Annotated in this window: 20 protein-coding genes; 4 read left to right on the top strand and 16 right to left on the bottom strand. The window is 43.0% G+C overall.

Going from position 1 to position 26047, the window contains the following annotated elements; translation table 11 throughout:
* Nucleotides 1–14: 14 nt before the first annotated feature.
* The 7 genes from JSY36_RS08580 to JSY36_RS08550 all read right to left on the bottom strand — a co-directional run bounded on the left by JSY36_RS08580 (nt 15) and on the right by JSY36_RS08550 (nt 6612).
* Entirely contained in the window at nt 15–800 is a 786-nt protein-coding gene (locus tag JSY36_RS08580) for an ABC transporter permease (protein ID WP_205166048.1), read from the bottom strand.
* Nucleotides 801–856: 56 nt separating this feature from the next.
* Nucleotides 857–1633 (bottom strand): glycosyltransferase family 2 protein, encoded by a 777-nt coding sequence (locus tag JSY36_RS08575; protein WP_205166047.1) that lies wholly within the window; start codon nt 1631–1633, stop codon nt 857–859.
* 11 nt (nt 1634–1644) lie between these two features.
* Entirely contained in the window at nt 1645–2760 is a 1116-nt protein-coding gene (locus tag JSY36_RS08570; RefSeq protein ID WP_205166046.1) for a glycosyltransferase, read from the bottom strand.
* 30 nt (nt 2761–2790) lie between these two features.
* A complete protein-coding gene (locus JSY36_RS08565; RefSeq protein ID WP_205166045.1) occupies nt 2791–3909 on the bottom strand; it encodes a glycosyltransferase in 1119 nt (372 codons plus the stop codon).
* 189 nt (nt 3910–4098) lie between these two features.
* On the bottom strand, nt 4099–5100 hold the full coding sequence (locus tag JSY36_RS08560; RefSeq protein WP_205166044.1) for a YheC/YheD family protein: 1002 nt from the start codon (nt 5098–5100) through the stop codon (nt 4099–4101).
* Between the two features lie 304 nt (nt 5101–5404).
* A complete protein-coding gene (locus JSY36_RS08555; protein WP_205166043.1) occupies nt 5405–6235 on the bottom strand; it encodes an SGNH/GDSL hydrolase family protein in 831 nt (276 codons plus the stop codon).
* Nucleotides 6236–6339: 104 nt separating this feature from the next.
* Nucleotides 6340–6612: a hypothetical protein gene (locus tag JSY36_RS08550; protein ID WP_205166042.1), complete on the bottom strand. Its 273-nt coding sequence runs from the start codon at nt 6610–6612 to the stop codon at nt 6340–6342.
* Nucleotides 6613–7103: 491 nt separating this feature from the next.
* Between JSY36_RS08550 and JSY36_RS08545 the strand changes: the two genes are divergently transcribed.
* Both JSY36_RS08545 and ggt read left to right on the top strand, forming a co-directional pair.
* The gene (locus tag JSY36_RS08545) at nt 7104–7277 is read left to right on the top strand and encodes a hypothetical protein (RefSeq protein WP_183163862.1); all 174 of its coding nucleotides are present in this window, start codon (nt 7104–7106) and stop codon (nt 7275–7277) included.
* 4 nt (nt 7278–7281) lie between these two features.
* Nucleotides 7282–8940, top strand: coding sequence for a gamma-glutamyltransferase (gene ggt / locus JSY36_RS08540; protein WP_205166041.1), 1659 nt, complete (start codon nt 7282–7284; stop codon nt 8938–8940).
* 343 nt (nt 8941–9283) lie between these two features.
* Here ggt and JSY36_RS08535 read toward each other — a convergent pair whose 3' ends face one another.
* The 7 genes from JSY36_RS08535 to JSY36_RS08510 all read right to left on the bottom strand — a co-directional run bounded on the left by JSY36_RS08535 (nt 9284) and on the right by JSY36_RS08510 (nt 22341).
* Nucleotides 9284–9421 carry a hypothetical protein gene (locus tag JSY36_RS08535; protein WP_205166040.1) on the bottom strand — a complete coding sequence of 46 codons (138 nt, stop codon included), beginning with the start codon at nt 9419–9421 and terminating at the stop codon, nt 9284–9286.
* A gap of 168 nt (nt 9422–9589) precedes the next feature.
* Complete coding sequence (locus JSY36_RS08530; RefSeq protein WP_205166039.1) at nt 9590–10060, bottom strand: hypothetical protein; 471 nt, start codon at nt 10058–10060, stop codon at nt 9590–9592.
* Nucleotides 10061–10218: 158 nt separating this feature from the next.
* Entirely contained in the window at nt 10219–11613 is a 1395-nt protein-coding gene (locus tag JSY36_RS08525; RefSeq protein ID WP_205166038.1) for a DUF4910 domain-containing protein, read from the bottom strand.
* A 243-nt stretch (nt 11614–11856) separates the two neighbouring features.
* A complete protein-coding gene (gene ppc / locus JSY36_RS08520; protein ID WP_205166037.1) occupies nt 11857–14598 on the bottom strand; it encodes a phosphoenolpyruvate carboxylase in 2742 nt (913 codons plus the stop codon).
* 589 nt (nt 14599–15187) lie between these two features.
* Nucleotides 15188–15319 (bottom strand): hypothetical protein, encoded by a 132-nt coding sequence (locus JSY36_RS20665; protein WP_272873274.1) that lies wholly within the window; start codon nt 15317–15319, stop codon nt 15188–15190.
* A 145-nt stretch (nt 15320–15464) separates the two neighbouring features.
* Complete coding sequence (locus JSY36_RS08515; protein WP_205166036.1) at nt 15465–21152, bottom strand: pullulanase; 5688 nt, start codon at nt 21150–21152, stop codon at nt 15465–15467.
* A 394-nt stretch (nt 21153–21546) separates the two neighbouring features.
* Nucleotides 21547–22341 carry a nuclease-related domain-containing protein gene (locus JSY36_RS08510; RefSeq protein WP_205166035.1) on the bottom strand — a complete coding sequence of 265 codons (795 nt, stop codon included), beginning with the start codon at nt 22339–22341 and terminating at the stop codon, nt 21547–21549.
* 439 nt (nt 22342–22780) lie between these two features.
* On the opposite strand from JSY36_RS08510, the gene JSY36_RS08500 reads away from it, so the two are divergent.
* Both JSY36_RS08500 and JSY36_RS08495 read left to right on the top strand, forming a co-directional pair.
* Nucleotides 22781–23158, top strand: a complete 378-nt coding sequence (locus JSY36_RS08500; protein WP_205166033.1) for a hypothetical protein — start codon at nt 22781–22783, stop codon at nt 23156–23158.
* Nucleotides 23159–23227: 69 nt separating this feature from the next.
* Nucleotides 23228–23695 carry a VanZ family protein gene (locus tag JSY36_RS08495; protein ID WP_205166032.1) on the top strand — a complete coding sequence of 156 codons (468 nt, stop codon included), beginning with the start codon at nt 23228–23230 and terminating at the stop codon, nt 23693–23695.
* Here the strand turns inward: JSY36_RS08495 and JSY36_RS08490 are convergent.
* Together JSY36_RS08490 and JSY36_RS08485 are read right to left on the bottom strand one after the other, a co-directional pair.
* Complete coding sequence (locus tag JSY36_RS08490; RefSeq protein WP_205166031.1) at nt 23692–24624, bottom strand: ornithine cyclodeaminase family protein; 933 nt, start codon at nt 24622–24624, stop codon at nt 23692–23694. The two genes, JSY36_RS08495 and JSY36_RS08490, sit on opposite strands and share 4 nt — an antisense overlap.
* A gap of 397 nt (nt 24625–25021) precedes the next feature.
* Entirely contained in the window at nt 25022–25816 is a 795-nt protein-coding gene (locus JSY36_RS08485; protein ID WP_205166030.1) for a VanZ family protein, read from the bottom strand.
* Nucleotides 25817–26047 lie beyond the last annotated feature (231 nt).

Below are 26047 nucleotides of genomic sequence, written 5' to 3'. Positions count from 1 at the left end.
AACATTCCCTCATTTTATAAAGCTTTAATAATCTTGTGTTCATTTTTACTGTAGTGATAAACCAATGCGCAAATGATAAGAGCAGAAGACACTGCAATAACAAATAATCCTCCGAATTGCGGATCGGTTTGGTACATGAGGACAGCCCTGTAAGAGTCAACGATAATAGCTACTGGATTTATAGCTACAATCCATGCATACTCTGCAGGCAACCTCCCCCCTTCCCAGATAATAGGAGAAGCATAAAAGAACACTCTAAGTACATGAGAAAGGATGTTATCGATATCTCTGATAAAAACACAAACGTACGCTACAGCTAAACTGATTGCTAAAAGAAACAACAACTGCACCAAAATTATGATTGGCAAGTAAACAACCTGCCATCCAGGAACTACGCCGAATACAGCGAGAAAGATCGCTACAACTACTAACCCAAATACGAAATTAACACCTTGGGTAAACGTCATCGATAAAGGGAAAATAGATTTAGGCAAGTAAACCTGATTTATGATCGAGGTATATTTAATAATGGATTTAGCTGAGGTATTAACCGTTGTATTCATCCAACGCCAAGCCACAAGGCCAATTACAAGGAAAACGGCAAATTGAGCTTTATCATCACCACCACGATCCAATACAATAGCAATTAAGAAAAAATAAACGAGCACATTAAGCAGAGGATCGAGAAGCCACCAAAAATACCCTAAATAGCTATTTCGATTTTCTGCTTTTAACCCGGATTTCACAAGATACATTAAGAGATCTTTACGCTTCAATAACTCTTCTAAGTATTTATTCATAACCTTAGCCCTACACCGCCAATCCTATTGTTCAATACTACAAAATCCAATCTAAATTATAGAGCGGAGTATTTCCTCACTTTAAAATAAAGATAATTCAAGAAATACCATATGCTTTTAACGAGATTCAACTTCTCAATTTCCCTGTAAACTTTCCAGTTTTGCTTTGCCATTTTCATCTTATTACTGGAAACAGAACCTTCAACTACTCTATATTTAGACAAAGGTTCTTGAAGTCCCAGGGCGTTAAAGCCACGTTTGCATAATTCAAGCCACAATACATAATCTTGCCTGGTCCGAATATCAATCATTTTTACGTATCCGGTTTTTTCTCTGTCAATCATAACAGTCAGGCAACCAATCATGTTTTCTTTTAACAAGTCTTTATATGAAACACACTCTGGCACCTCGGTTACTGCACCTGTCTCTTTACCAGTTTCATCAATGAAAATATAATCCGTAAACGAAAACGCTGCACCTTTTTCTTTCATGAAACCCAGTTGTTTCTCGAGTTTCTCGGGAAGCCATTGATCATCACTGTCAAGGAAAGCTAAATACCGACCTCTGCTTTTGTTTATAGCTTCGTTTCTCGCTATGGCTGCCCCGCTGTTATCAGAAAGTTGAATAGCTTGAATGCGTCTATCACGATTAGCGAAATCTTTGATGATACTTATTGTTCGGTCAGTTGAACAATCATCTACAATAATCATTTCCCAATCATGAAAACTCTGATTTATTACGGATTCAATCGTTTGTGCAATAAATCGTTCAGCATTATAGGCGGGAGTGATGACAGACACAAGCGGTGCTACTTCCAATTTGTCACTAGTCATACTGCCACCCCTTATTGGTTTACCTCTAAGTTTTTATACCAGTTGATTAACTTACGCTCTTCAACTCTCCAGTTCAACTCATCGAGTACAGCTTTCCTTCCCTTCTCACCCATCAATTTAGCCTTTGCCGGGTTTTCACGCAAGAACCGGATCGCATTTTTGATATCTTTTTTGTTGTATGGATCTACAGTAATACCACATTCATACTTATCAATAAATTCTTTCCATACCGGAAAGTTTGAACAGATGATGGGTAATCCTGAAGTCATGTATTCAAAAAACTTGGTCAGTTCCTTCTTTTTAAAATGCTCTGAAGGAGGAAAAATAGCCAGTCCCGCAAGCCAGTTACATTCCAAATAGGCATTATCGATTTCATTTTTAGGAATATATTTCTCTACACCTTTAATGAAAATCCGCTCTCCTTTTGTGTTTTGTTCCATTTTACGAGATAAAGATTCTGAGCACTGGCCGTAGAAATGTACGGTAACGCGAGAGTCAATGTCAGGGACAGAAGCATGAATGAGAGCCCCACGGTCTTCTCTTACGTTACCTGTATAGATGAGCTTGTCTTCCACAGGATTAATGTTGGAAGAAAGAAGCTGCTTATTCAGCAATGGATAATTAAGAATGCATGTTCCACGCTGGTACTTCTCTTGATAGTATTTCTCTGCAAGGCACAACTCCATAGAATGCGCCAAAGTTTTTTCCACACCTTTATATACCTTGCTTAGCAACCATCTCATCGGTTTGTTAAGATAATTCCGCTGTACAATCCCTGTTTCATAGTCTTCGTGAATGTCATATATGACAATGTTATTTCTTTTCTTAAGCAACCAGCCAACCGGAAGTAATTCAGGGTCGTGAAAATGATAATAATCCGCTTTGAAGCTTTTAGCCAATTTGTAAGCCTTAAGTGGAGACACCAACATGCTCACAAACCGGTTAGTATGTTTTTTAAATGTTTTAACAGGTACAGAATTCTCATGAGTGAGGTCTTCTGAATAAGGGGCGATAAGAGTTACCTCGTACCCAGCGTCACGCAGGGACATACATTGTTTGTAGTAGATCCTCGGATCTAACGGATGATGAACAGTTGTTATATGAACAACTTTTTTTGTTTCCGTCATTTCTTGCACCTCTAATATATTTAGTCGATATTATTTTGAAAGGGTTTCTATAAAGACTTGTTCGTATGTCTTTACAATTTTACGAGCATCAAAATCTGCCGCTCGCATCATACCTTTTTCCTTTATCTTCTTTAAATCTTGCTGGTCTTTTCTTAGTATTTTCACTATATGGGATGCCATCTCTTCAGCATCACCGACTTCGCATAAATAACCATACTTTCCTTTATCAAGTACCTCTTCCGGACCTGATTTACAATTGGTAGAAACAACAGGAGCAGCGCATGCCAATGCCTCTGCTATAACATGACTAAAGCCCTCATGTAACGATGACAACACAAACAGGTCAGATTTGTGAAAATATTGATACGGATTACTTTGAAAACCTATGAAGTGCACTTTATCCTTAATACCTAATTCTTTGGCCATTGCTTGCAAAGGCTTTTCCAACGGTCCTTCACCAAGGATAATCAACCTGCTTGGTATCGATTCAACAACGTTTGAAAATGCCCGTAATAATGTTATCTGGTCTTTTTGTTCAACAAGCCTGCCTGCAGTAATAAGGATTTTTTCCTCAGGATCATATAAAGCCTCGTGAGAATCAGGCATTTTACCCGTCTTTATTTTCTCGTTAATTGCGGGGATATCTATGGGATTATAAACTACTTTAATGTCACTGGCTTTAAGTTTATATTGATTTACAAGATTTTGTTTTACTCCTTCAGACAAGGATACAACCTGGTTTGCACACTTATACACGAATCCAAAGGCTACTAATTGAACCTTTGTAAAAAAACCGCCGCTTAAATTATCTGCTTCTCTCACAATACATCTTGCTTTTGTAAAGGAAAGACGGGTCGCAAGGACTGCAATGGTATTCACTCTCGGTATTGTGCTGAATACAAGGTTGATTTTTTCTTTCCTTATTATATTTGCCAATTTAAATACAGATCTACTAAGCCTCTTGGTATCCAGTTTAATGAACTTTACATCACTCTTTAACTCACCTTCGTAAGATCCGTTAAAGTTTAAGGTCACAAGTACAGGTTCAAATTTAGTACGATCGAGGTTATTAATAATATTAAGCAAGGTTCTGGCAGCTCCACCAGCTCCCATTTGGTATATAAAGAACAAGATTTTTATTTTTTTCATCTTTTTACGACAGCCTCTCTATCTAACTATTAAGTATACAGTTCACTATGTTAACAATATCAAATTATAACATAGTCAAAGCACAAACTTTGACTGTTATTTACTAGCATTAGCAAAGCTATGACCCTGAAAATAAGAAAAGATCATCCTTAAGGATGACCTTCTTGAAATAACAGAATAGAATACATCTTACTGTATGTTATTTAAGATATAATTGTAGTGAGCCGACTTAAGCAATGCCAGTTCTCCCATTGCAAACTCAGAACCAGGGGTAGTATTAGTTTCAAAAAGGTATATAGTACCATCTTTATCAATACCAATATCCAACCCCAAAGCAGTTAACCGAGTCTGAAAAATTTCCTCCAACTTCACTGGCAGTCTATTTGCTATTGCTTTAATATCTATATATATTTGTTCCCACTTGTCATCATAATTAGCCTTTAAGAAAGGGATAAGCTTACTTACACTCCCTCCTTGTGAAATATTTGAAACTACCTTATGCCCACTACCAATTCTAACAAGATAAATAACTACTTCCCAAACACCTTTACCGTTTTTTTCCAACCTTATCCGGCAATCAAACGGGCTTCCTTCTTTAGTATAAGATTGGATACACTTTTGAAAAATGTACCGACCTCTTTTTATTTTTTTACTATAAAAATCAGCTAATTCTTCTTTGTTTAGGAACTCTTCTTCCTGGTCGTAATTTAATAAGTATCCGGTCCCATTTAGGGAAACTTTGAATATGCCCTTACCTCTTTGACCATTTTTAGGCTTTATGATAATTTCTTTATGGTGATAAACAAAGCTATAAAATTGATTTAAATCATTACAATTTGATGAAGGAATAATGTAATCAGCAAATTCTCCATCTTCAATAATCTTTTCATTTACAACATCCTTGGAACCTAGTCGTCGTTCTATTGATAGTATGCTCTGTTCTTTTAGGAAATCGACAATGTTTCTGTGTTTAAAACAATAAGTTGATATATCAATAAATTTTGGGATAGGTACCTCTTTAGTTAGCCAACGGTTATTTTCAAATACTTGGCCATTTATTAACCTTTTTTCAATATTTATATCCTCCGGGTGAAAATGTACCAATTCATTTCCATATGACTGAGTAGTCCTAGCTAATAATCTTGCAAACTTCTGTGGTTTGCTTTTATTCCGTAGATAACCGATATACATAGGTAAACACCCTCTTTTCTAAAGCAATCTTTAATTAAAGCCCTCTTTCAACAAATTTTGCAACTGAGTTATACAATACCACCCTGAAAAATTGTTTTCAAATATACAATAAATTTAATTGTATTATGTAACTACTCATAGATGTAAAAATTCAAAAGAGTTAAGTAAAAAAAGATAATAGTTTCTTAGGATATGGAAAGGTTTGGTTTATATTCTACTTGCATCAACTTTGTGAAGACTGGCAATAGTACCCGGCCTAGAAGTCGAAAAAACAGAAAAACAAGATTTTCATATACGCCTACAGTTATTCATCTTTGAACCAACTCAAAATGCTCTCGGCCCATAATTGATGTCCCTCTTCATTTGGATACCCATGTTCCGCTATGTACTGCATGAGCTCTTCGTCATTATATGAGGGCCAATCCTGCCAGTGGTTTATATAAGGAATGGATGCTTCCTTAGCGTACAACCGGATTTCGGCCATATGATCCTGCAAATTTGCTGCATTCGGAATTGGTTGAGAGGGCTGGAGAATAATATAACTGTGGGGATTTCGTTCTTTAATTTCACCTATTAAATTACGGAGATGGATGATGGCTTCATCCGTTCCAACACGGTAAAGGTTATTCCCCATTAACGGCTCTATTAAATAAATGTCTCCTTCAAGTGAGGCAACTTCTTTATGATGGTCATTAATAATAAAGTTCAGGCTGTGCATATCTCCATAGGAAGAAACGTGAAAATCAAAAAGGTCACCATAATAGTCATTTAATTCAGAAGCAACTGTATCTGTCCAAGGTGAGATCCCCTCGTCATGATAGTCTGTAATTGCCCCTGAACCGACACTTACAAAGGATAGTTTTGTATTGCCGGCATGAGCAGTAATCAGCATTTTACCTAATTCCTTCGGGAGCGGCGTTACAAGGGATTCCATATCAAGTTGGTCCTCATCACTTTTAACGTTATCTTTACTTTCAGCATGTGAATCATCTTCTTCATCACTTGCTTCTTCTGAAACCATAGACTCGGAAGCCTCTACCGAGATGTTCTGTAATTTCTGATCGTAATGGAGCTTGCCGAATAGAACTGTACCTATTGATAAAAAGATAATAAATGCAAAAACGGCCTTCTTCATAAATGTGACTCCTTTAGCTGCTTAATAATGTTTATTATACATCTAAAGTCTGAAGTGATCAGCAGTTTTTTCCAAAGTATGAAATATTGTGTTGGATCTGTAAACTATGTGTCTATTTTGATAAAGTTATTCAAACGTTTAATTAAGTTAATGTTTTTCATTGCTTCGTTGATGATCAAATAACTTTCCTGACTCTTTTTTACACTCATTTCTTGTTCTTCTAAAATACTAGATACTCTTTCCATCACATCGACAGCAGACTTGGAGTTATTCTTTAATTCTTTTGTGAATTTTGTCGACTGTTCAGCTAATTTTCTAATCATCTGCCACGACGAATAACCCGTACCAAAATCATCTGAAAATATGCCAACACCCATTTCGCTTTATTCATGAATTTTATTAAAAGCATCGGCTCTATTTTCCATTCATTTGAATCACTGAAATGTTAACGGAAATAAAGAACTATTCTCCCAAGTCCATTCCCCCATTTCTAGTAATATATTTATTTCCTGCACTCACTGATATTTGATTCTTCTTATTAAATATGAGAATATGCTCTTTGACTTCGTTTTGCAGGTTTTTTTAAACGTACCCATATTAGTCTGCAAATTAACTTTCTCAAGTAGTGCAATAAATTCATCCCCACAAAGTTGACGATCAGTGAATAGAAGGTTATTATCTTCGGATACGTCAAACGACATCACCAATCGTCATGGTTGGGGATGAAAGCAATCCGAGCTTCTTAGTCAACGTATTCTCTGCGAATTATCCGGCATCCACATTAAACATTTGGGCTATGGAATGGGTAAAGTGCTGTCACCTTTGGCGCAGTAACTCTATCAAACTTTATTGGAGGAGGAATTTAATAATGGATACAGCATTAAATGATAAAAAACAAAATAAAGCATCTAAGAAAGAATCTAGATTGACCCTGAGCGAATGGATGTTGAAAACGATCAAATTACATAAAAAAAGGACAATGAAAGATGCCACCATCGGCATTACGGTTATGGTGATTCTATTTGTAATCGGCATGGTGTAGGAAAATGATAAAAAGAAACCGTATCATTATCATCAGCAGCTTAATTGTCACCCTATTCATACTTCTGGTCCTGTTTTTGCAGAATACTGATGAGATAAACCACCGTCAGTCAGAAGACTTTTCATTAAATGATACAAAAACGGATAAAGAAGATGGCTCATATGGTGTGACATCGGATAGTGAAATTGCGACGGAAGTAGGAATGAAGGTGTTGGAACAGGGCGGCAATGCCGTTGATGCGGCCGTTGCCGTAAGTTATGCACTGGGCGTTGCAGAGCCGCATGGATCAGGGATTGGCGGGGGAGGAACGATGCTTATCCACCCTCAAAAAGGCAGCGATCATTCCCCTGTCGTTTACGATTACAGAGAGACAGCACCCAGCTCAAAAAGCGTTCCTGAAAGCGGAACAGGAGTGCCCGGCTTTGTGGCAGGGATGAATCGTGTCCATGATGACTTCGGCACAATGAAAATGGAACAGCTTATTGAACCATCGATTTATTTTGCTAAAAACGGTATCGTTGTCTCCGAAACGATGCACCAGCATTTAGAGGAAGCAAAAAACCGTATGCCGAATCTGGGCCATATGTATCCAGATGGTGATCCGATTGAAGCAGGCGAAATTTTGATACAGAAGCAGCTTGCGGATACTTTAACGAGGATACAGCAGGATGGTCCAAGTGCGTTCTATTCAGGAGACATTTCTGAATCAATCAATGAGAAAGAATCAAAAATTGACAAGGATGACCTGGAGTCTTATAAAGTAGAAGTCAAAAAGCCTATCGAAGGGGAGTTTGGTGACTATGATGTTTTAGCGCCGCCCCCTCCATCCGGCGGAATTATGCTTCTTCAAAATCTAAAAATGGCTGAAATGCTGAAAGCTGAGGAGACGAAGAAGAAGCCGTTGGACTTTACGATGCTCATGGGGATGATCAACAGAGCCAGCTACAAGGATCGCTTAGAGAATGTAGGTGACCCAGAATTTAATAAGGTGCCTGTGAAAAAGATGCTTTCTGAGGATAATCTGAGAAATCTCACTTCGGACATTGGTGATGGTACGAAGCTCTCGGATGAATACCTGGCAGAGCTTGATTCAGATGCAGACCTTGAAGACCATGAGAATACCACACATTTCGTTGTAGTCGATCAAGATGGCATGATGGTATCCGTGACAAACACTTTGAGTAAGTCCTTTGGATCGGGGATATATGTGGACGGATTTTTTCTCAACAACCAACTGAAAAACTTCAGTAACAATGAAAACTCACCGAATAGTCCTGAACCCGGAAAACGACCGTTCAGCTATACAACACCGACGATTCTAGCTAAAAATGGCAAACCGGTAATAGGCATAGGGGCTTCTGGAGGCCGGCGCATTACCTCAATGGTCACCCAGGAACTTGTGAAGATGATTAAATTCAATGAACCAGTGCAAGAATCGGTCGAACAACCGCGGTCATTCCTCGAGTTTAATGAGAATGCCCTTCATGTAGAAGGCGATTATATCTTTTTAGAAGACCCGGAAAAACGCGGCATCAACATCAACAATACCGACAGCACAACCAATTTTGGAAATGTCCAAGGATTAGTCATTGATCACGAAAACAATAAAATCTATGGAGCCAGCGACCCGAGAAGGAATGGGAGTTGGGATTCTAAAGATTAAAAGAGGGCGGGAGAAAAGTGTTTTAGTTGAATGAAAACCCGAACGAACAATATGCGGTGCAATAAAACCGCTCCTGAAATATACTCCGCTTTCCGCAGGAAGCTGGTGAGCCTCCGTGTGCTATCGCACTCCGGGGTCTCACCTTTGCTTTTCAGAAGGCACTGAAAAAGTTGTTTTGTACTTTTTCAGTGGCTTCCTTTCCTCCCGCAGGAGTCTACGTATATTTCATCCGCTACACAAGGGCATTGTTCGGATTTTGAGATAAACACATTCTTTATGTCCCAGCTTTTTTTGTTTGGAAAGAGGGAGGAACAGCAAAAAAACACCCACACATCTGTGTGGGCTATCTTTCTATTAACCTTACTTTAATTTCTTCTACGAGCACTTCTGTAGTAGCGCTTTCCTGGTTTCCCAGCTCCAAAAGTTCCGACAACAGGTCTTTGAGATCGTCCTGTGAGAGCATAAGATTATCTGAATTCACTATGTAATACACCTCTTTACAAATTATGGATTAAGTACTATTGTAATGGATATTTTTCTGGTCGTAAAGATGATATACCCATTATTTTCAATATCTACACAGAGAATTAGTAGTTCAATAGTAGTGAATTGCCATAAAAAAAGCCTCGTTAACTGAACGAACAGTCAACTAAGCTCCCTTATCCTCATTATAATCCCAAAGAATTCTCCATTCCCCTTCTTCCTCTGTTACATAAACATACTGCACAAACTCAAAATAGCCGTATTTTCCATGATACTTCTTCGTGGCTGTAAGATGGTAGACATCCATTACTTCTGCTTCTTCATGCTTTTTCCAATCCTCCACTTTTTTAGGCTTGGTTAATATAAAACGAAAGGAATCAGCTCCAAAATGATTAATAAATACATGAGAGCGGTCCTGAATGTAATTCTCCCTTGAAAACCGGTTGTGCATGCTGGAATGAAGAAGTTCCCAGGAAGATGCGAACTTTCCTTCTTGTTCGAGTGTGTAAAAAAGTTCCACTGCTTTTTCCGCCTGTCTCGCGTCAGATGGTATTAACGTAAACAGAAGAATAACGCCTGCAACAAGTACGAAGGATGCAAGCAAAAATGGTGTGACAGATGAACGTCTCCTGCGCATGCCGAAAACTCCCTCCAAAAGTCCTTACAGATGTTTATTCCGGCTTATCCCACAATAGTACGGTGCCTGACACTGTGTGAAAAGCAGCACGTGGTGAATGGAACAAAAAAATGCCAGGCACTGTGTGAAATTGCGCACGCAGTGCCTGGCACTCAACATTATCGGATACTCTCTTCGTAATACATATCTGCCGGCAGATCCTGTTTCTTCTGCTTCTTAGGCTTAGGTCCCTGGTTATCGAAGCTTGCATAGTCATAAACCGCGGTTCCTACAATCTGGGCTACATCCTGTAATTTTTCTTTACTGATTTTATCGATCGTATCTTCTGGTGTGTGGTACCACGGCTCAAGTGGAGAATGTATGAACAGGGCTGCTGGAATTCCTCTTTCGCCAAACGGCACATGGTCACTGCTTCCCCCTTGGGCAAACGGTGTCGGCTCCCCGTTTAAGCGGAGGCTCGATGCCTGCGCCAGGTCTGTCACAAGGTTTGCCTGGCCATTAACCGTTCTCATGACTAAGTCTCCGGCATCGCGGCTGCCTACCATATCCAGATTGAAGTTGGCCTCAATACGCTCAAGCTCGTCAGCAGGAAGTGTGTTCACATAATGTCTGGAACCAATAAGCCCGAGCTCCTCTGCTCCAAATGTGATAAAACGGAGTTCTGTGTCCGTTGGCATGTTTTTCATCACACGGGCCAACTCAAGGACCATGGCTGTTCCTGAAGCATTGTCATTTGCTCCTGGTGCACCCGGGACCGAATCGTGATGGGATGTGACCGTAATCACTTTCCCGTTATCTTTGTTTTTGTTTGTGGGCTTTTTGGATGCAATCACATTATGGGATGTACGCATGCCTGATTCAGCACCGAGTACAGTTAAAGAAGCAGTAACTGTTTCTCCTTGGTTTAATTGTTCAACCAGGGCATTCCCACGATCCTGAGTTATGGATACTGCAGGAACGAATTCATCGTTTGCCGCTCCGAGAGTACCGTTCAAATTACCGGCAGTGTTGTTAAAAATAATAACCCCTTTCGCTCCTGCACGGGATGCGTTAAAGACCTTATCACCAAAAGAAATCTCCCCCCGTTGAATAAGAGCGATTTTCCCTTCTAGATTTTTCCCGTCAAAATCTCCCACTCTTCCTAAACCTGCATATTCCAACTCTCCCGTGACTTCTCCACTCGGAGTATATGTAAATGGCAGAGGGCTCAAACTATCGCCGTTCACAGTCAACTCTACTGTGTGAGGAGCAGTAAAGCCCATAAACTCAAACGCTTGAACGTCAGCAGCATATCCGTAAGACTCAAACTCACTCTTAATATACTGAACAGCCGCATATTCTTCTTCAGAGGCAGCCACCCGCGGTGTTTGTTGCAGGTAATCGATATTGTTATAGATATAGTCTACGTTAATTCTGTTAATGACCCTCTGATCAAAAGCCGCTTCATAGCCGGCATTTTTGTACCCTTCCACCGGCTGGGCAAAACCTGTCCCTCCAAAAGTACCAAATGTGACCATAGCAGTAACCGTAAGCGCAGCAATAAACCTTTTCATTGAAAGCCTCCCTTTACCCTTTTAATAGTCTAAATTCTATTACATCGTACTTTTTTCTGATATTTCTGATAAGGTTATTTCTTCCTATTAACCTATGAGTATAAATACTTATTTTTACATTATATTGATAATTTATCCATATTATTGCGTAGATTACTAGACTCAGGGTATACGGTGCCAGGCACAAAAAAATGCCAGGCACTGTGTGAAATTACCCACGCAGTGCCTGGCACCATAAGAGGATCAACCTGTATTTACGAGTCCTGCTGCCACACCTGAAATAGTAAGCAGCACTTCTGTTAACAATTCATCGGACTGTTCGTCTGATTCGCGCATTTTGCGAATGAGATCCACCTGGAGGAAGCTGAGTGGATCAACGTATGGATTACGACGGTGCACGGAGCCCTGGATGTTCGGCGTGTGATCGAGAAGTTCGCTGTCCCCTGAGATATCAAGGAGAACCTTGCGTGTACGTTTGTACTCTTCTTCGATGTCACCGAAAATCCGCTCGGCCACGGCCGGATCTTCTACGAGATCAACATACTCTTTCGCCGTCTGCATATCGGCTTTCATCAGGGCCATCTGCAGGTTGTTTACCGTGGCCTGGAAGAACGGCCAAGCTTCGTACATGTCCTGAAGCATCTTCACGTTTTCGTCCGATTGTTCCGCGAATGCTGCAAGGCCTGTTCCTGCGGCATACCATGCCGGCAGCATGTGGCGGCACTGAGTCCAGGCAAACACCCAAGGGATCGCCCGTAAGTCCTCAAACTTCTCACTGTTTTTACGGCTCGTCGGACGGGAGCCGATGTTTAACTCCTTAATTTCTTCAAGTGGTGTGGCCTGTTTGAAGTACTTAAGGAAGTCTTCGTCACCGAATACGAGCTGCTGGTATTTAGCCAGAGATTTCTCTGACACTTCTTCCATGGCGTCTTCCCACTCTTTTTTAACCGGATCAACGTCTTTGGTAGCCTTGGCGGAAGCTTCAAGCAGCGCCGATGCCGCCTGCTCCAGGTTACGGAACGCAATGTCCCCGAGCATGTAACGGGAAGACAGAACTTCACCCTGCTCCGTAATTTTAACCCCGTCCCCAAGTGTTTGCGCCGGCTGGGATAAAATACTGCGGTTCAGCGGGCCGCCACCACGTCCGAGAGATCCTCCGCGTCCGTGGAAGAACTTCAGGCGGATGTCGTACTTGCCCGCCATATCGTGAATTTCCTGCTGGGCTTTAAACAGCTTCCAGTTGGCTGTAATCGTTCCGCCGTCCTTACTGCCGTCAGAATAGCCGAGCATGATCTCCTGATGGTTGCCCCGCTCGTTAATATGGTTTCGGTACACATCCATGCTGAACAGCGTCTCCATAATTTCAGGTCCTGCAATAAGATCGTTTACCGTCTCAAGCAGCGGCGCAACGTTCAGGCCGCTTTCCACCCGGCCGTCAGGGTGAAGACGGTAAATCCCTGCTTCTTTTGCGAGCACCAGCACTTCAAGGAGGTCACTGGAAGACTGGGTCATACTTACAAGATACACTTCAATTGAACGAGGTCCGAAGGTATCATGGGCTTTTTTGATCAGCTGAAAGACGCTGAAAATTTCCTGCGTTTCTTTTGAGTAATCTTCATTTAAGAGCATCAGTGGACGAGGGTCTTTTAATACCCGCTCCAGTGTTGCTATCTTCTCTTTTTCAGAAAGCTGACTGTAATCGTCGGTGATTCCGACCATCTTCAGAATTTCCGTGATGGCTGTTTCGTGTTCACCGCTGTGATTTCGAATGTCCAATGTAGCAAGGTGGAAGCCAAACAGCTCAACCTGACGGATAAGCTTATCCAGCTTTTTCAGCTTCTGTCCCGGCTGGGTATGCTCAAGAATACTGCGCTTAATCATTTGCAGATCCTCAAGAAGCTCTTCTGCTTCGTTGTAGCCCGCTTTTGATTTATCCACGTGACGAAGGCGTTTGAGCATGATCGCAAACTTACGGCGGTAGTACTCGGGCTCTATCTTCCAGGCTTCCCCTTTGCGTAAGAACGTTCGCTCCCCTTCCTGCACACTTTTCTTCAGTTCTTCACTGACTGGAACATATTTGTCTGACTGGCTGAAACGGCGCATCAGTTCGACCATCGCCTCGTCATATTTTTTAACTGCCAGTTCACGCTGTAATTTCAAGGCTTCCCACGTGACATCAGGTGTTACATACGGATTTCCGTCACGGTCTCCGCCAATCCAGGAGCCAAACGTGAGGAAATTCGGCACTTTCCACTGATGATCAGGGAAGTAATCGTCAAGCTGGTCTTCAAGCTCCTGGTGAATCGCCGGAAGGACGCTGAAGAGGGTCTGGTCAAAATAATAAAGACCGTTTTTCACCTCATCAATTACGCTCGGCTTCACCTGACGAAGCTCGTCCGTCTGCCAGAGAGCTGTGACTTCGTTTGTGAGACTTTCTTCAAGCTTGCGCCGCTCTTTCGTTGTAAGGAGCGGATTGTCGAATTTTTGAATAATCGTTGAGATCCGCTTCTGAATCTCCAGCACCGTCCGCTTTGTCGCTTCAGTCGGGTGCGCAGTCATGATGAGCTCAATGGACAGGTCATTCAGAACCTGCTGAATAACATCGTCCGGATAGTCCGCTTCTTTTATTGCTGCAACTGCACTTTCAATCGAAAACGGCTGAAGAATGCTGTCGTCAAGCTGATACTGACGGGAACGCCGGATACGGTGGTTGTGCTCAGCAATGTTGATCAGGTGAAAATATGTAGAGAATGCCCGGATCACATGCTGCCTCGTAGGTGACTCCAAGGATGCAATTTGATCTTTTAATCTATTCAACGCTTCTTCGCTGTAGTCTTTACGCAGTTCTTTTGCTGCTTCACGAATCGTTTCTACTTTATCAAACAGCTCTGTGCCGCCGTGCTGTTTCAGGACGTCGCCTAAAATATTGCCCAGCTTTTTTACATCATTTCGCAAAAGGGTACTGTTGTCTGTTGTCTGTTGCATAAAAATCATCTCCTTTTGTAATAGCGCAGGATCACTTTTCGTCAACAGGGACACTTTGCGTCCCTATCGAGGAAAAAGAATACTGCTCACGTATTTTTACTATCTTATCAAAAACAAATACATAACGCTAATTTTCTGATTTTTCTCCACATATAGCCCTATTGCTTGTTATTAACGATAACCCATATGTTTCTTAGGCTGGATATTCGTGACTATTCTACTTAAAATGACAAAAGCGTTTTCATTCTCTTTCATTATCTATATAATAGAAAAAGAGAAAATGGTTATTTGGGGTGGTTATGATGTTCTTCAGGAAATTGAAAGAAAAGAAAACACTGGATTTTTCTCACATAGAGTGTCCAAACTGTGAAAATACAAAGAGTGTTGATAAATGGAATACCATTGCTAAAGATACATACGGTCCTGACAGTCCTGACGTGCGGGTAGCCTCTTTAGACAAAAAGATTTCTTTCCCTTTTCAATGCCCTGATTGTTACATGGCATTTTCGGCGCATCAGCTGAAATTCACCAAAAAAGATATGCCTTCGACTAATTCAAACAGTAAAGCCGAAGTAAGCGAGGCATAGTTTTACATTTTAATATGAATGACCCGCATAGTAAAAATAACACTCTTTAGATAAAAATCTACAGGGTGTTTTTGGCATGTTACCTCATTTTTATCTTCAAAGTGATTTTTACAAAATAAACCATTTTCTGCCATGCTTTGTCCCCCTTTTTTACATAGAATGTCCACCGCTGTATGTGTATTGTTATCCTTCCAGGAGAAAATTCCTATAAAGTATTGCACATATCTTCACATCAAAAAGAAAAACCAGAAGCTCTCGGCTTCTGGTTTTTCGTAAATCCTATTTCCCTCCGTTGTTCCCTTTACCTTTTCCCGGATTGCCTGCGTGATCAGGTTTCCCCGGTTGTCCTGCGTGTGGTGGTGGTCCCGGCTGGCCGGCATGTGGTGGTGCATTGCCGTTACCAGGTCCTCCTGGCTGTTCCTCGTCTTCTTCATCCGGAACGTCTCCTCCGACACGAACGACGACTGCCGTTAGTGCATCAATCGTAATTTGAGCGGAAGTGAGTTCAAATCCGGATGGATCAGAAACCCCGGAAATATTGGCTTCGTTTCCGTCAACAATCACTGTACCATCCGCAATGTCTTCTTCAAGAGTAAGGGTACGTTCTTTATCATCTGCGTTCACAAATACATAGTACGTGCCTGTATCGTCAGTGGACACGGCTTTGTACCCGATAACCAGGTCCGTATCCTGGATTTCAGGTGCATCAATGAATGACACCTGGTTGTCGATGTCTTCCATCGTTCCCATACGGAAGGCATCTGTTGATCGGCGAAGCTCAATCAATCCGGTCGTGTACTCACGAGTAAGGTTATTGATTGGATACGCCTCAGCGTCCATTGCTTTCGTCCAGTCAAACTTGTTGATGGCATCCGTTGAATCATACGAATCGTGGATAAAGTACGGATACACGAATGGATTTCCGTTTTCATCCGTCATATACGTTGACTTGTACGGTGCTTCGTCTGTTTCAGCTCTGAACTGCTTCGTACGGCCAAACTCCTGTCCTGCGTGGAGGAAAGCCGTTCCCTGCGCAGTGAGAACCATTGTATTGCCCAATCGAATGCGCTTATGAATTTCTTCCTGATGGTACTCAGGATCTTTCTTAATCGATTGTGCAATTACATCGTGCAGCGTTAAGTTATCATGTGCAGCGATGTAAGGCACGACATCACCAGGATTTGTTGCTGTAAAGTTATGCGGGTTTGCAGTCAGGTTGTCATAAATCTGCTGAATGCTCCGAGCACCGCCTGTAATAAAGCGCGGCTGTCCTTCACTTCCGAATCCGGACTTGAGTTCGTTTCGAAAGTCGTCAGAGAATGAACCAACGCTTTCTGTGTGCTGCATCCAATCCTGGTCTGCAGGCATCACGTCGCCGCCGTTTTCATCTCCTACAAACGTTCTCCAGCCTTCCCCGATCATCACAGTGTTCGGGTTAATTTCTTTTGCTTTATCGTAAGCAATCTGAATGCTTTCTGCATCATGGTCACCCATCATGTCGAAACGGAACCCGTCCACCTTAAACTCTTCTGTCCAGTACGTAATGGAATCCACCAGAATGCGGCGGGCCATTTCGTGTGTCGTGCCGAGACGTCCCCCGCCGAAACTTGTGCGCGGCGTACCGTCTGCATCCATAAAATGATAGTAATTTGGAACAAGATCTTCGAAGATTTTAACCTGGGCAGTGTGGTTGTAGACGACATCGAGAACTACTCCCATACCGCGGTTATGAATCTCGTCGATCAGGTTCTTCAATTCTTTGATACGAAGTTCCGCGTCCTCAGGGTTTTCAGAGTACATACCCGTTGGTGAAAAATAACTGTGAGGATCATAACCCCAGTTATAGTTGTTGCCCGTTGAAGAATACTCGAGCATTCTTTCGGCATTCGCCAGCTCGTCTCCCCAGAAATAACTCATCACCGGCAGGAGCTGAACGTGCGTGACACCCAGGTCTTCAATATAGTCCAGACGCTCCACAAACGCTGCGAACGTACCGAACTGTGCTTCCAATTCCTCGTCAATCGTTGGATCGGATGTGAAATCGCGAACGTGAATTTCATAGATGATCGCATCTTCACGCTTTTCAAAACCTTCGATGTCGGCAAAATCAAGTTCTGGTCCGAGAGCGGAAGGATCCACGATCGCCGCTTTTCCGATTTCATTTCTTTCATCCAGGTTGTTCCACGCTGCCATGGATTTGGCATAAGGGTCGAGAGCAAGCTTTGTCTCCCCATCCCGCTCGATCGCGTAGTGGTAGTAGAATCCGGTTAGATCAGATTTGCCTGTGTTGGTCTCATCGAGTGTGAGTTCCCACACACCGCGGTCACCATAGGCCATGTCAATGCCGTCTGCCACGACTTCATACTGATCATCACGGTCATACACTATCACACTGACGTTGTCTGCATTCGGTGACCACAGCTTGAGTGCTGCCGTGCCGTCCTCATGCAGTTTTACACCAAGTTCACCGTCATACGCGTACATTTCGTCAATCAAACGCCATCCTGCTGATGCCTGAACGGTACGGTCGTTAAATGTAACAGCGAACGGTGCCTGGTCAATGTCAAAGCTGCCGTGAATAAACACTTTTATTTCACTTTCAATTGTGACCCTGTCAAAGGTAACGTCGTTTCCGTCTTTATCCACGATGGAGATCGCTTCCGCCAGTTCTTCTTCATCAAGCCACAAGGTTGAAGTAAATGTGAGCTCAATTCGTTCACTGCTCAGAAGCTCCCCGGAAACAAGGCCTTCGAGTTGTTCAAAGTAAGGGTTTGTGTACACAGTCTCATCCCCTTCCCGAATAAACAGCTGCTCATTGTCTGCGAGCTGGTCAAAGCTCATATCACCTGTTTGATCTCCGTTTTCACGATTTACAACCAGGAAGTTGATTTGTTGTGCCGCTTCTTTAAGTTCGAGATCAACGTAAGCTCCGTATTTTCCTACTTGATCGTTGGAGAATGGAGTTGCACCATCAGGCCATCCATCAGATGGCGAAGCGACGTCTCCCCACGTCCACAAGCCCCACGGTTCATAATCGCTGTTTACACGCTCATAATTGATACGAACCGTATCTTCCGGCAGATCAACCGGCTCATAAAGCCAGACACGATCCGTGCCTTCTTTAATCCAGACTTCATCCATATCAGGGGACAGGATGTTCACATGTTTGTCATCGCCGTCTTTGTCACCGTTTACCCGGTTCACGACAAGGAACCCGATTTGCTCAGCGTCTTCCTGAAGCTCAACATCAACATAGGCACCAAAGTCGGTCACTTGAGCCGCGCTGAATGAAGCCCCGTCGGCTGTTTCAAATGGTGTTGCTCCTGATGGCCAGTTTTCAGAAGGGTTAGCCACGTCATCCCAAGTCCACAGTCCCCAGTTTTCATAGTTATTGTCTGAACGCTCGTAGTGAATTCTTAGTGTGTCACCCTCCACAGGATCAACTGTCCCGTCTCCTTCACCTACAAACGATCCGCCTTCCAGTGTTAAAAGAACGGTACCACCGCTGCTCATGGCTGGAAGTTCGATTGTAACCTGACCATCTGTCACGTCATACTCTTCCCCGCTGTAAGCGTCGGTTACAATCGCCTCGGATGAATCGACTTCCAGCGTAACAGTCTGAGCTTCTTCTGATGTGTTCAGACCTACATACACTTCTTCATTCTGATAGCTTCTTTCAAACAAAAGGAAACCATCTTCATTCGAGCCGGCAAGCGTACTTCTGTCACCGCGGGCAAAAATAACCGAATGCTCGCCCCGGAAAGAAAGAAGCTTCTGATAGTGCTCAAGAATAGCGTTATCCTCTACCTGATCCCACGCCATATCGTAGCGGTTGTCATAGAACGGATAGTTATCGCCACCGCTCAGACCAAGCTCTTCACCATAGTAGATGACGGGCTGACCTTTTGCCGTAATCTGCAGACCCGCTGCTATTTTGAGCTTTCCTTCATCACCACCGACCATTTCAAGAAACCCTGCTTCATCGTGGCTTCCAAGAAACTGTCCGAGTGTGGCTGTATTGTCAATCTGTGCATTGCGTGTTTCAAGCCGGCTGTTCGCCTGTTCAAGGTTACCGTTGGCAAAGTCTCTTGCTGTGTACTTAAAACCAAAATCGAGGAGTGAATCCATCGTGCCAGTTCTCAAATAACCATGGTCTCTGTCTTGGTCAGCTCCCCAAGACTCACCAATCATTTTAAATTCAGGCATTTTACGGGTAAGTTCGTTCTTAAACGCCATCCACGTTGTTTCTTCCACATGTTTTACAGTATCCACACGGAAGTAATCGATCGTGTTTCCGGCTGCGGTACGAGATTTTTCAATCCAATCCGTCTGCCACTCGATAATCTGCTCACGCACCTCCGGGTCTTCTGTGATGAAGTCAGGCAGACCTGCAAGTTCTCCTGTGACTTCATCTCCTCCAACATCGTCTCCCTGACGAAGCATGTCACTGAAGAATGCGCGCTCATCATCTGTCGGATAACCTTCCGGACGTTCACCTTCAGGGAGCTCTCCGTCAATCTCCTTTAACCCATAACCGGTGTGGTTAAGAACCACGTCAACCATAACCTTCATCCCTCGCTCAGCACTTTCATCAATGAGCTCGTGGAAGTCTTTCATCGAACCGAAGTGCGGGTTGAGCTTGGTGAAGTCGCTCGCCCAATAGCCGTGGTAGCCGAAGTAAGGCTGATCTTCAATGTCATCGTCCGGGTTGAATCGAACGTCATACTTAATGTTTTCTACAATCGGGCTGATCCAGATTGTGTTGATTCCAAGGTCATCAAGGTAATCGAGCTGCTCAGTAATACCTTTGAAATCTCCGCCCTGGTACGTTCCCCGCTTGTCTGTATCGTAATCCATGCCATATGGATCGTTATTACTTTCATCACCGTCAAAGAAACGGTCTGTCAGCATGAAGTAAATCATTGCTTCATCCCAGTCAAAATCGTGATCGCCGACAAACTGACGGGTTTTCACTTCAAGTTCGGCGGTTCCATTGTGACGGGTCCCATACTCGTCCACTGCCGTAAGTGAAATTTCTTTTGTACCCGCTGTCACATCGTGGGCAACAGACAGTGTAATTTCGTTCAGCTCAAGGTCAATAGCGAGGCGCTCCGGTCCGCCAAGAGCTGTCGTGTCTGCGTATAACTCTCTGATCGACGCATCACTCTCTACATTTACTGAAAGAACTGCATTTTCGTTGTAATCAACGGCGCCAGGCTCAACAGCACCTGAAACCTCAACGTTTGCTGCGGAATTTTTCACAACCGACTTGCCATCCACAGTATTGTATGGATCCGTTACTTCTGTTGTTTCTCCGTCTTTCGTTACGAGGTAGGTGTATTCGTGTTCACCTTCCGGAAGGCTTTCATAGGTGTAGACAAATCTTTCGTTTTTCGATTCGTATTCGAGCTCATAGGTTTCACCGAGAATGCTGAGCTCGACTTTTTCGATCGTATCCATCTCATCAGCTAAGTAAAGAGCCGGATCGCGGTAAAAAAACGTTGCTGTGCCGTCATCAACAACCGGTCCGGAAACAGTCGGTACAGTATGGAATTCTGTTTCCCCCTGTTTGATATGTACCTTGGTTACAGGGTCCTGATGATTGATCCGGATATGACGATCCATTTCCTGACCGTTTGGCTCACGGTCACTCCAGTCGTTTTTTCTTACAATAAATCCTATTTCTCTCGTATTCTGCGCTACTCCTATATAAGCAGTAGCTGAGTTCTCCCCAAACCCGGTAAAATCAATATTGTTATCTTGAACCCCGGTATTCCAGACCCAGACATCCCAGTCGTCAAAAATACCGTCTTCTCTTTCATAAGTAAGCTTTACAGTTCTGTTACCATTGTCCTCTGTTGCTTCTTCTGCACCGGCTTGTGAAGCCGGAACAAAAAACGGCAGCATGCTCATGAGCATAACCCATACCATGAACATGGACGAATAACGTTTCGTTTTTCTTCTCATCCCTTTAATCCCCTCCGTTGTGTAATAGAAACGCTCGATTAATCCTCCTTTCTTACTTCCACAAGTAAATGAAAGCGTTTGCACAAAAGCTTAAAAAATTAAGTTGGTCCAGAAACAGGTTTTAATATTTCTGTGCAAACGTTTTCACTTTTAAATTATACAATGAATATTCTGATAAATCATGGGAGATTGTGTGTGATTATGGACGTGATTTTATTTTCACCCTAATACTAAAGTCCTGGCCAGTGCCAAGTAGGTCCATACTTTTTCTTTATTGAGGATTTGAGTTAAGGTTTGCCGTATTTGTGTGGATTTATCTCGCCCGAATGTTAATTTATGCCTGTTTTTTATTAAGATAACCAGATCCGCATCCATTTTACTGGAAATCACACCTTCACTCCAGTAAACGATCCAACATATACACTCTCCCTTTTTTCTCTCCTACCCTCTTCACCTCTAAATCGTCCATCATTTTCGCTACGACCTCTCTTGAATTTATCCCGAGAAAAGCCCTCAACTGTCTGTTTGTTGAACGACTTCCAAAGAGTAAAGCATATTCACAAAAAGCCTCGACATGTGCATCATCAGAATACTTTTTACACACGGGACATATCCAACCCCCATATCCCCTCTTCATCCCAGGCTTCGAACATTCCGGGCAGCAGACGCCGGTAATGATATCAGCCCGCTCAATTTTATAATGTTCCAGAACATCCTTATCATAAGTCTCGTTTTTGGCAAGAACCTGCTGTGCTATTTTTATCATTAACTCGTTATTCAGGAGTACATCCCCCTTAGTTTTGTCTAATTCCAGAAGCTTTGTATTAATTTGTTCTACATGAATCACCTTTTCCAATGCATCTTTGTATGAAGAGGGAGCTTTTATTATCGTGGTGGGATTGCTGATGGTAGTAAAATAGCGGAGGGGGATTGAAGGATAATGATGTTGACGGAGCCAGAAATCGAGGTGTTGCATCTGACGTTTTACCTGAGTTATAGGGTCTTTAATGCCTTTTTGCTTACCTTCTTTTGTCTGAATCAGCTCATTGAATTCCGGCTTAAATTCTATCGTGCCGGCATAGTTTTTTGCTTCAATTATGGTTATGAATTTGGCGTAATGAAAAGGGTATCCACCTGAAAGTGTCGTTCCAGCTGGCCGGTCAGTCTCAAGTCCTGTAAAACAACACAATCAGACTCATTAATAATGTAGTCCAGTTGATAATCGAGGGCTTTTTCACCTCGATATCCCGACTTTTTCAATGAGTGATCTTCGCTGACTTTGGCCAACTGTTTGTGAAAATGAGGTAGCCTTCTTTTCAATGCAGTCAGCTTTAAAAGCCAGACAGACTGCTTGCGATGTTTGAGTATCATACGGGGAATCACTCCTTACTGTGGATTGGGTATAATACTAGATTAGCAAATAATAAATGTAGAATTTCGAGTCGAAATGGCCGTTTTTGAGGTTTTGTGTAAAGTTATGCGGGCTTTCTGTAAAGTTATGACCGGCGATTATTAATTTATGCCTGTTTTTTGTTAAGATAACCAGATCCGCATCCAGTTTTCTGGAACCCCCCTCTATACACACCTATAAATCTTCTATAAAATGTGAAAGGAGGATGTGATTATACATGTTAAGAAAAATATGGATGAAGTCTACTGTTGCAGCCGTCACCACACTGCTGCTGGCTGTGGGAATGATTACGTTCTTGCTCATTCCTCCCCATACCCAGCTGCTCGAGAGCTTCATCCTTCTGTTGTTCGTTTTATCTGCGGCCTTTATTGGAATTCTTGTTTTCGGACTCACCGTATCACTGCTGAGCGACATCGTTACAAAGAAACTCATCGGCGCTCTCCGGGTAATCGCCTCCCTTCTCATACATACATCCGCCGGTTACCTGGTTACAGCCACACTCGGGTTCGTTCTGGCCACTGTCGTTGCAGTCGTTTTCTTTATTGGAGACGAAGTTATGAAGCTCCTGATTAGAAAAAACATCGTTCATTTTTAGACCTGTTTACGTCCCCCTCTTCATGACGAAACTGTTCGTAGTACTTTTCCATGAACGGGGGCAAAAACGATGCGTTATTATATCCTCACCGCTGTTGCAATCACCTTTCTGATTATCACTTCCAGCATGGTATACGAACTTGACCGGGCACCTGCCGGGATGGCTTCGATTTATAAAAAGGAAGTTTCCTTCTCCTTTCTTTTTGAACGGGAAAGTTCCTTCTACTCCTCTTATTCGTTAACTTCCAACTTTGAAAGAAAACTCGTTCATTTCCTTGTTTACGGGGTTATCGCTCTGTTTCTGTCTGCGATTGTTCCGGTAAAAAGACGGTGGATTGCTGCGGTTATGGCGGTCATGACAACTTCCACGATCGGAATGGTTGATGAAATTCACCAGCATTTTCTCGCGGGCCGCTCGGGAAGAGTGCTGGATGTACTCATTAACAGTTTAGGCAGCTTTACCTTTGTGTGTTTTCAGGGACTGCTCACGAAAAAGCCCCAGAAAGACAGGAGTCTTCCGGAGGCTGAAAAGCATTAACGCTTTTTGTGGATGGCTATGGCCGTTACAAGGTCGTAGATGGCGAGGCCGACTGACTTGAAAACCGTTAATTTCTCTTTTTCAGAGGTGAAGCGCCTGCTGTTTTGAATCAGGTCTTCAAGAGTAAAGATGTGATCATTTGTGATTCCAAGCTCCCTGGCCTGAATCAGTTCGCCGCATTCTTTCAGGGCCATCGGGTTGTCTACGTAAACGTCGTTTATCTGCTTGAATACGAAGTCAGGGATCTCCTGCATGAAAGGGCGAAATGATCCGCAGCCGACGATGTGCTTGCCGGCGAGATCTTTTTCACTCAGTTCAGGAAGGACAGGCGATTTGCTGCTTGTAGCGGTAACGATGATCTCGGATTGCTTCATAAGGTCATGAGTTTCGGCGTAAGCCACGTCTAATTCGGGAAACGCGCGGTTTACTTTTTCAGTAAAACGATCTACGCTTTCTTTTTTCCGGCTGTAAACGAGAACGCGCTTGATCGGGCGCACGGCACATGCGGCCTGGAGATGGCTGAAGGCCTGCACGCCTGATCCCACAATGCCGATGGTCGAGGCGGTGTCGCTGGCCAGGTACTTCATGCTGATTCCGCCGAGGGCCCCTGTGCGGAGGGCGGTGATTTCCTGAGCATCCATAAGAGCGAGGGGCTCAAGAGTTTCGCGGTTGCACAGAAGCATCTGGGCGTGAATCGTATCCTTGCCGAGGGACGGGTTGTTCGGGGCAACGCCGACCATTTTTGTACCATAATAATTTTCAAAGAAGGATGGCATCAGCAGGATGGTGTTGTCACCGTCTCCTTCGTGCATCCGTTCCGGAATAACGACGCTTTTTTGGTTTCCGTTCAAATAGAAGTCTTCGATGGCTTCGATGACCTCGTGCATGGTAATGAGTTCGGTGATCTGGCTGTGATCGATCATGTGCATGGTAAAACCTCCGTTAAAACGATTTATCTTTATTATTGCAGAGATCACCTTCACACAGGAGGTGTTTTTTTAGGTTATGTGATGGTTTGATTGTTTAAAAAGTAAAAAGTGCGATAGAAAAGGAATTCTATCAATAACCAAGCTTTATTCTGTCAATAATGAAATTTTTTCTGCCTAAAAAGCAGTTTATTCTAGCAAAAATCCAATTTATTCTTTCAAAAGAAAAACGTACTTGCGAGAGAGAAGATATTCTGTCAAAACCAAGCTTTATTCTGTCGATAATGAAATATTTTCTGCCTAAAAAGCAGTTTATTCTATCGAAAATCCCGTTTATTCTGCCAAAAGTAAATCGAGTACTTTAGAAGATACAACCAAATAGTCATCCATTTTTTAGATATTACGTCCGTTCCCACCATTGGGATATCTTCACTTTGAGCCAGGCCATACTCGTGCCGAACACTCCTCCTGCCGAATCGAGAATCACATCCTCCACGAGACCGGACCGTGACGGGATAAATGTCTGGCGGTATTCGTCGAGGGCGGCGTAGGCCACGACGAAGAGCATGGCCAAAACGAATGTGACTAGCGTACGCCCGTTGAGTCGGTGGATTGCGAGAAACAGGAAGAATCCGAGCAGCCCGAATAGTGTAAAGTGAGCGGTTTTGCGAATTAGAAAAGTGAGGAAGCTTTCCACTCCCCTGGCCTCGATACTGACTACTGTGCCGGCATAGGTGAATTCGATTCTGTTTAAAAGGCTGACCAGCTGGTTGTAGGAGGTGTGATTTCTTATGACCTCTACGATGGCGTCACTTTTTAACAGGGCGAGTACGGCAAGCGCGAAGGCGAATAAAATGCCGGTATAGATAAGTGATTTGAGCCCTTTTTTAACCCGGGAATCGGTTGACCGGAATAAGCGGAAAAAGACTGCGGCTGTTAAAAGGCCGAGTATAGCGGCAGCTCCGAGGGCAAGGTAGGGCCTGGCTGCTGCTGCGGCCGCCCCCCGCTCAACCACGCGGTCAGCCTTGTCCATTACCCATATAATGCTGTCCTTCAAAAAACCCCGGTCCGTTATCCGGTCAACGACAGGGCTGATATCCTGCTGATCGGAGGATTGGGATGAAGCGGTGAAAATGATGGCCATTATAATAAAGATGGGTAGGATGTTAAAGAAGATGTACCTGCTTTTTTTCATGATGAACTCCTCGATTTTGATTATCCTATTATAACATTTGCAGGGTCTTACCATAATCATCTACAAATCCATGTATATAGAACTAGCTACATATATGACATCGTGTTTATTTTTAGTTAAATACAGCTTAAACAAAGGATTTCAGGGTATCTATAGTCAATAATAGACCTATGATAATCATGAGTCATAAGATTGGCGCAGGTTTGTAGTCTATTCCGGTTATCTCTAGTG

This window comes from Alteribacter salitolerans (genome assembly GCF_016901055.1).
Taxonomy (GTDB): domain Bacteria; phylum Bacillota; class Bacilli; order Bacillales; family Salisediminibacteriaceae; genus Alteribacter; species Alteribacter keqinensis.
Note: the sequence above shows the minus strand (reverse complement) of the source record. Positions and strands in the feature narration are given on the sequence as shown.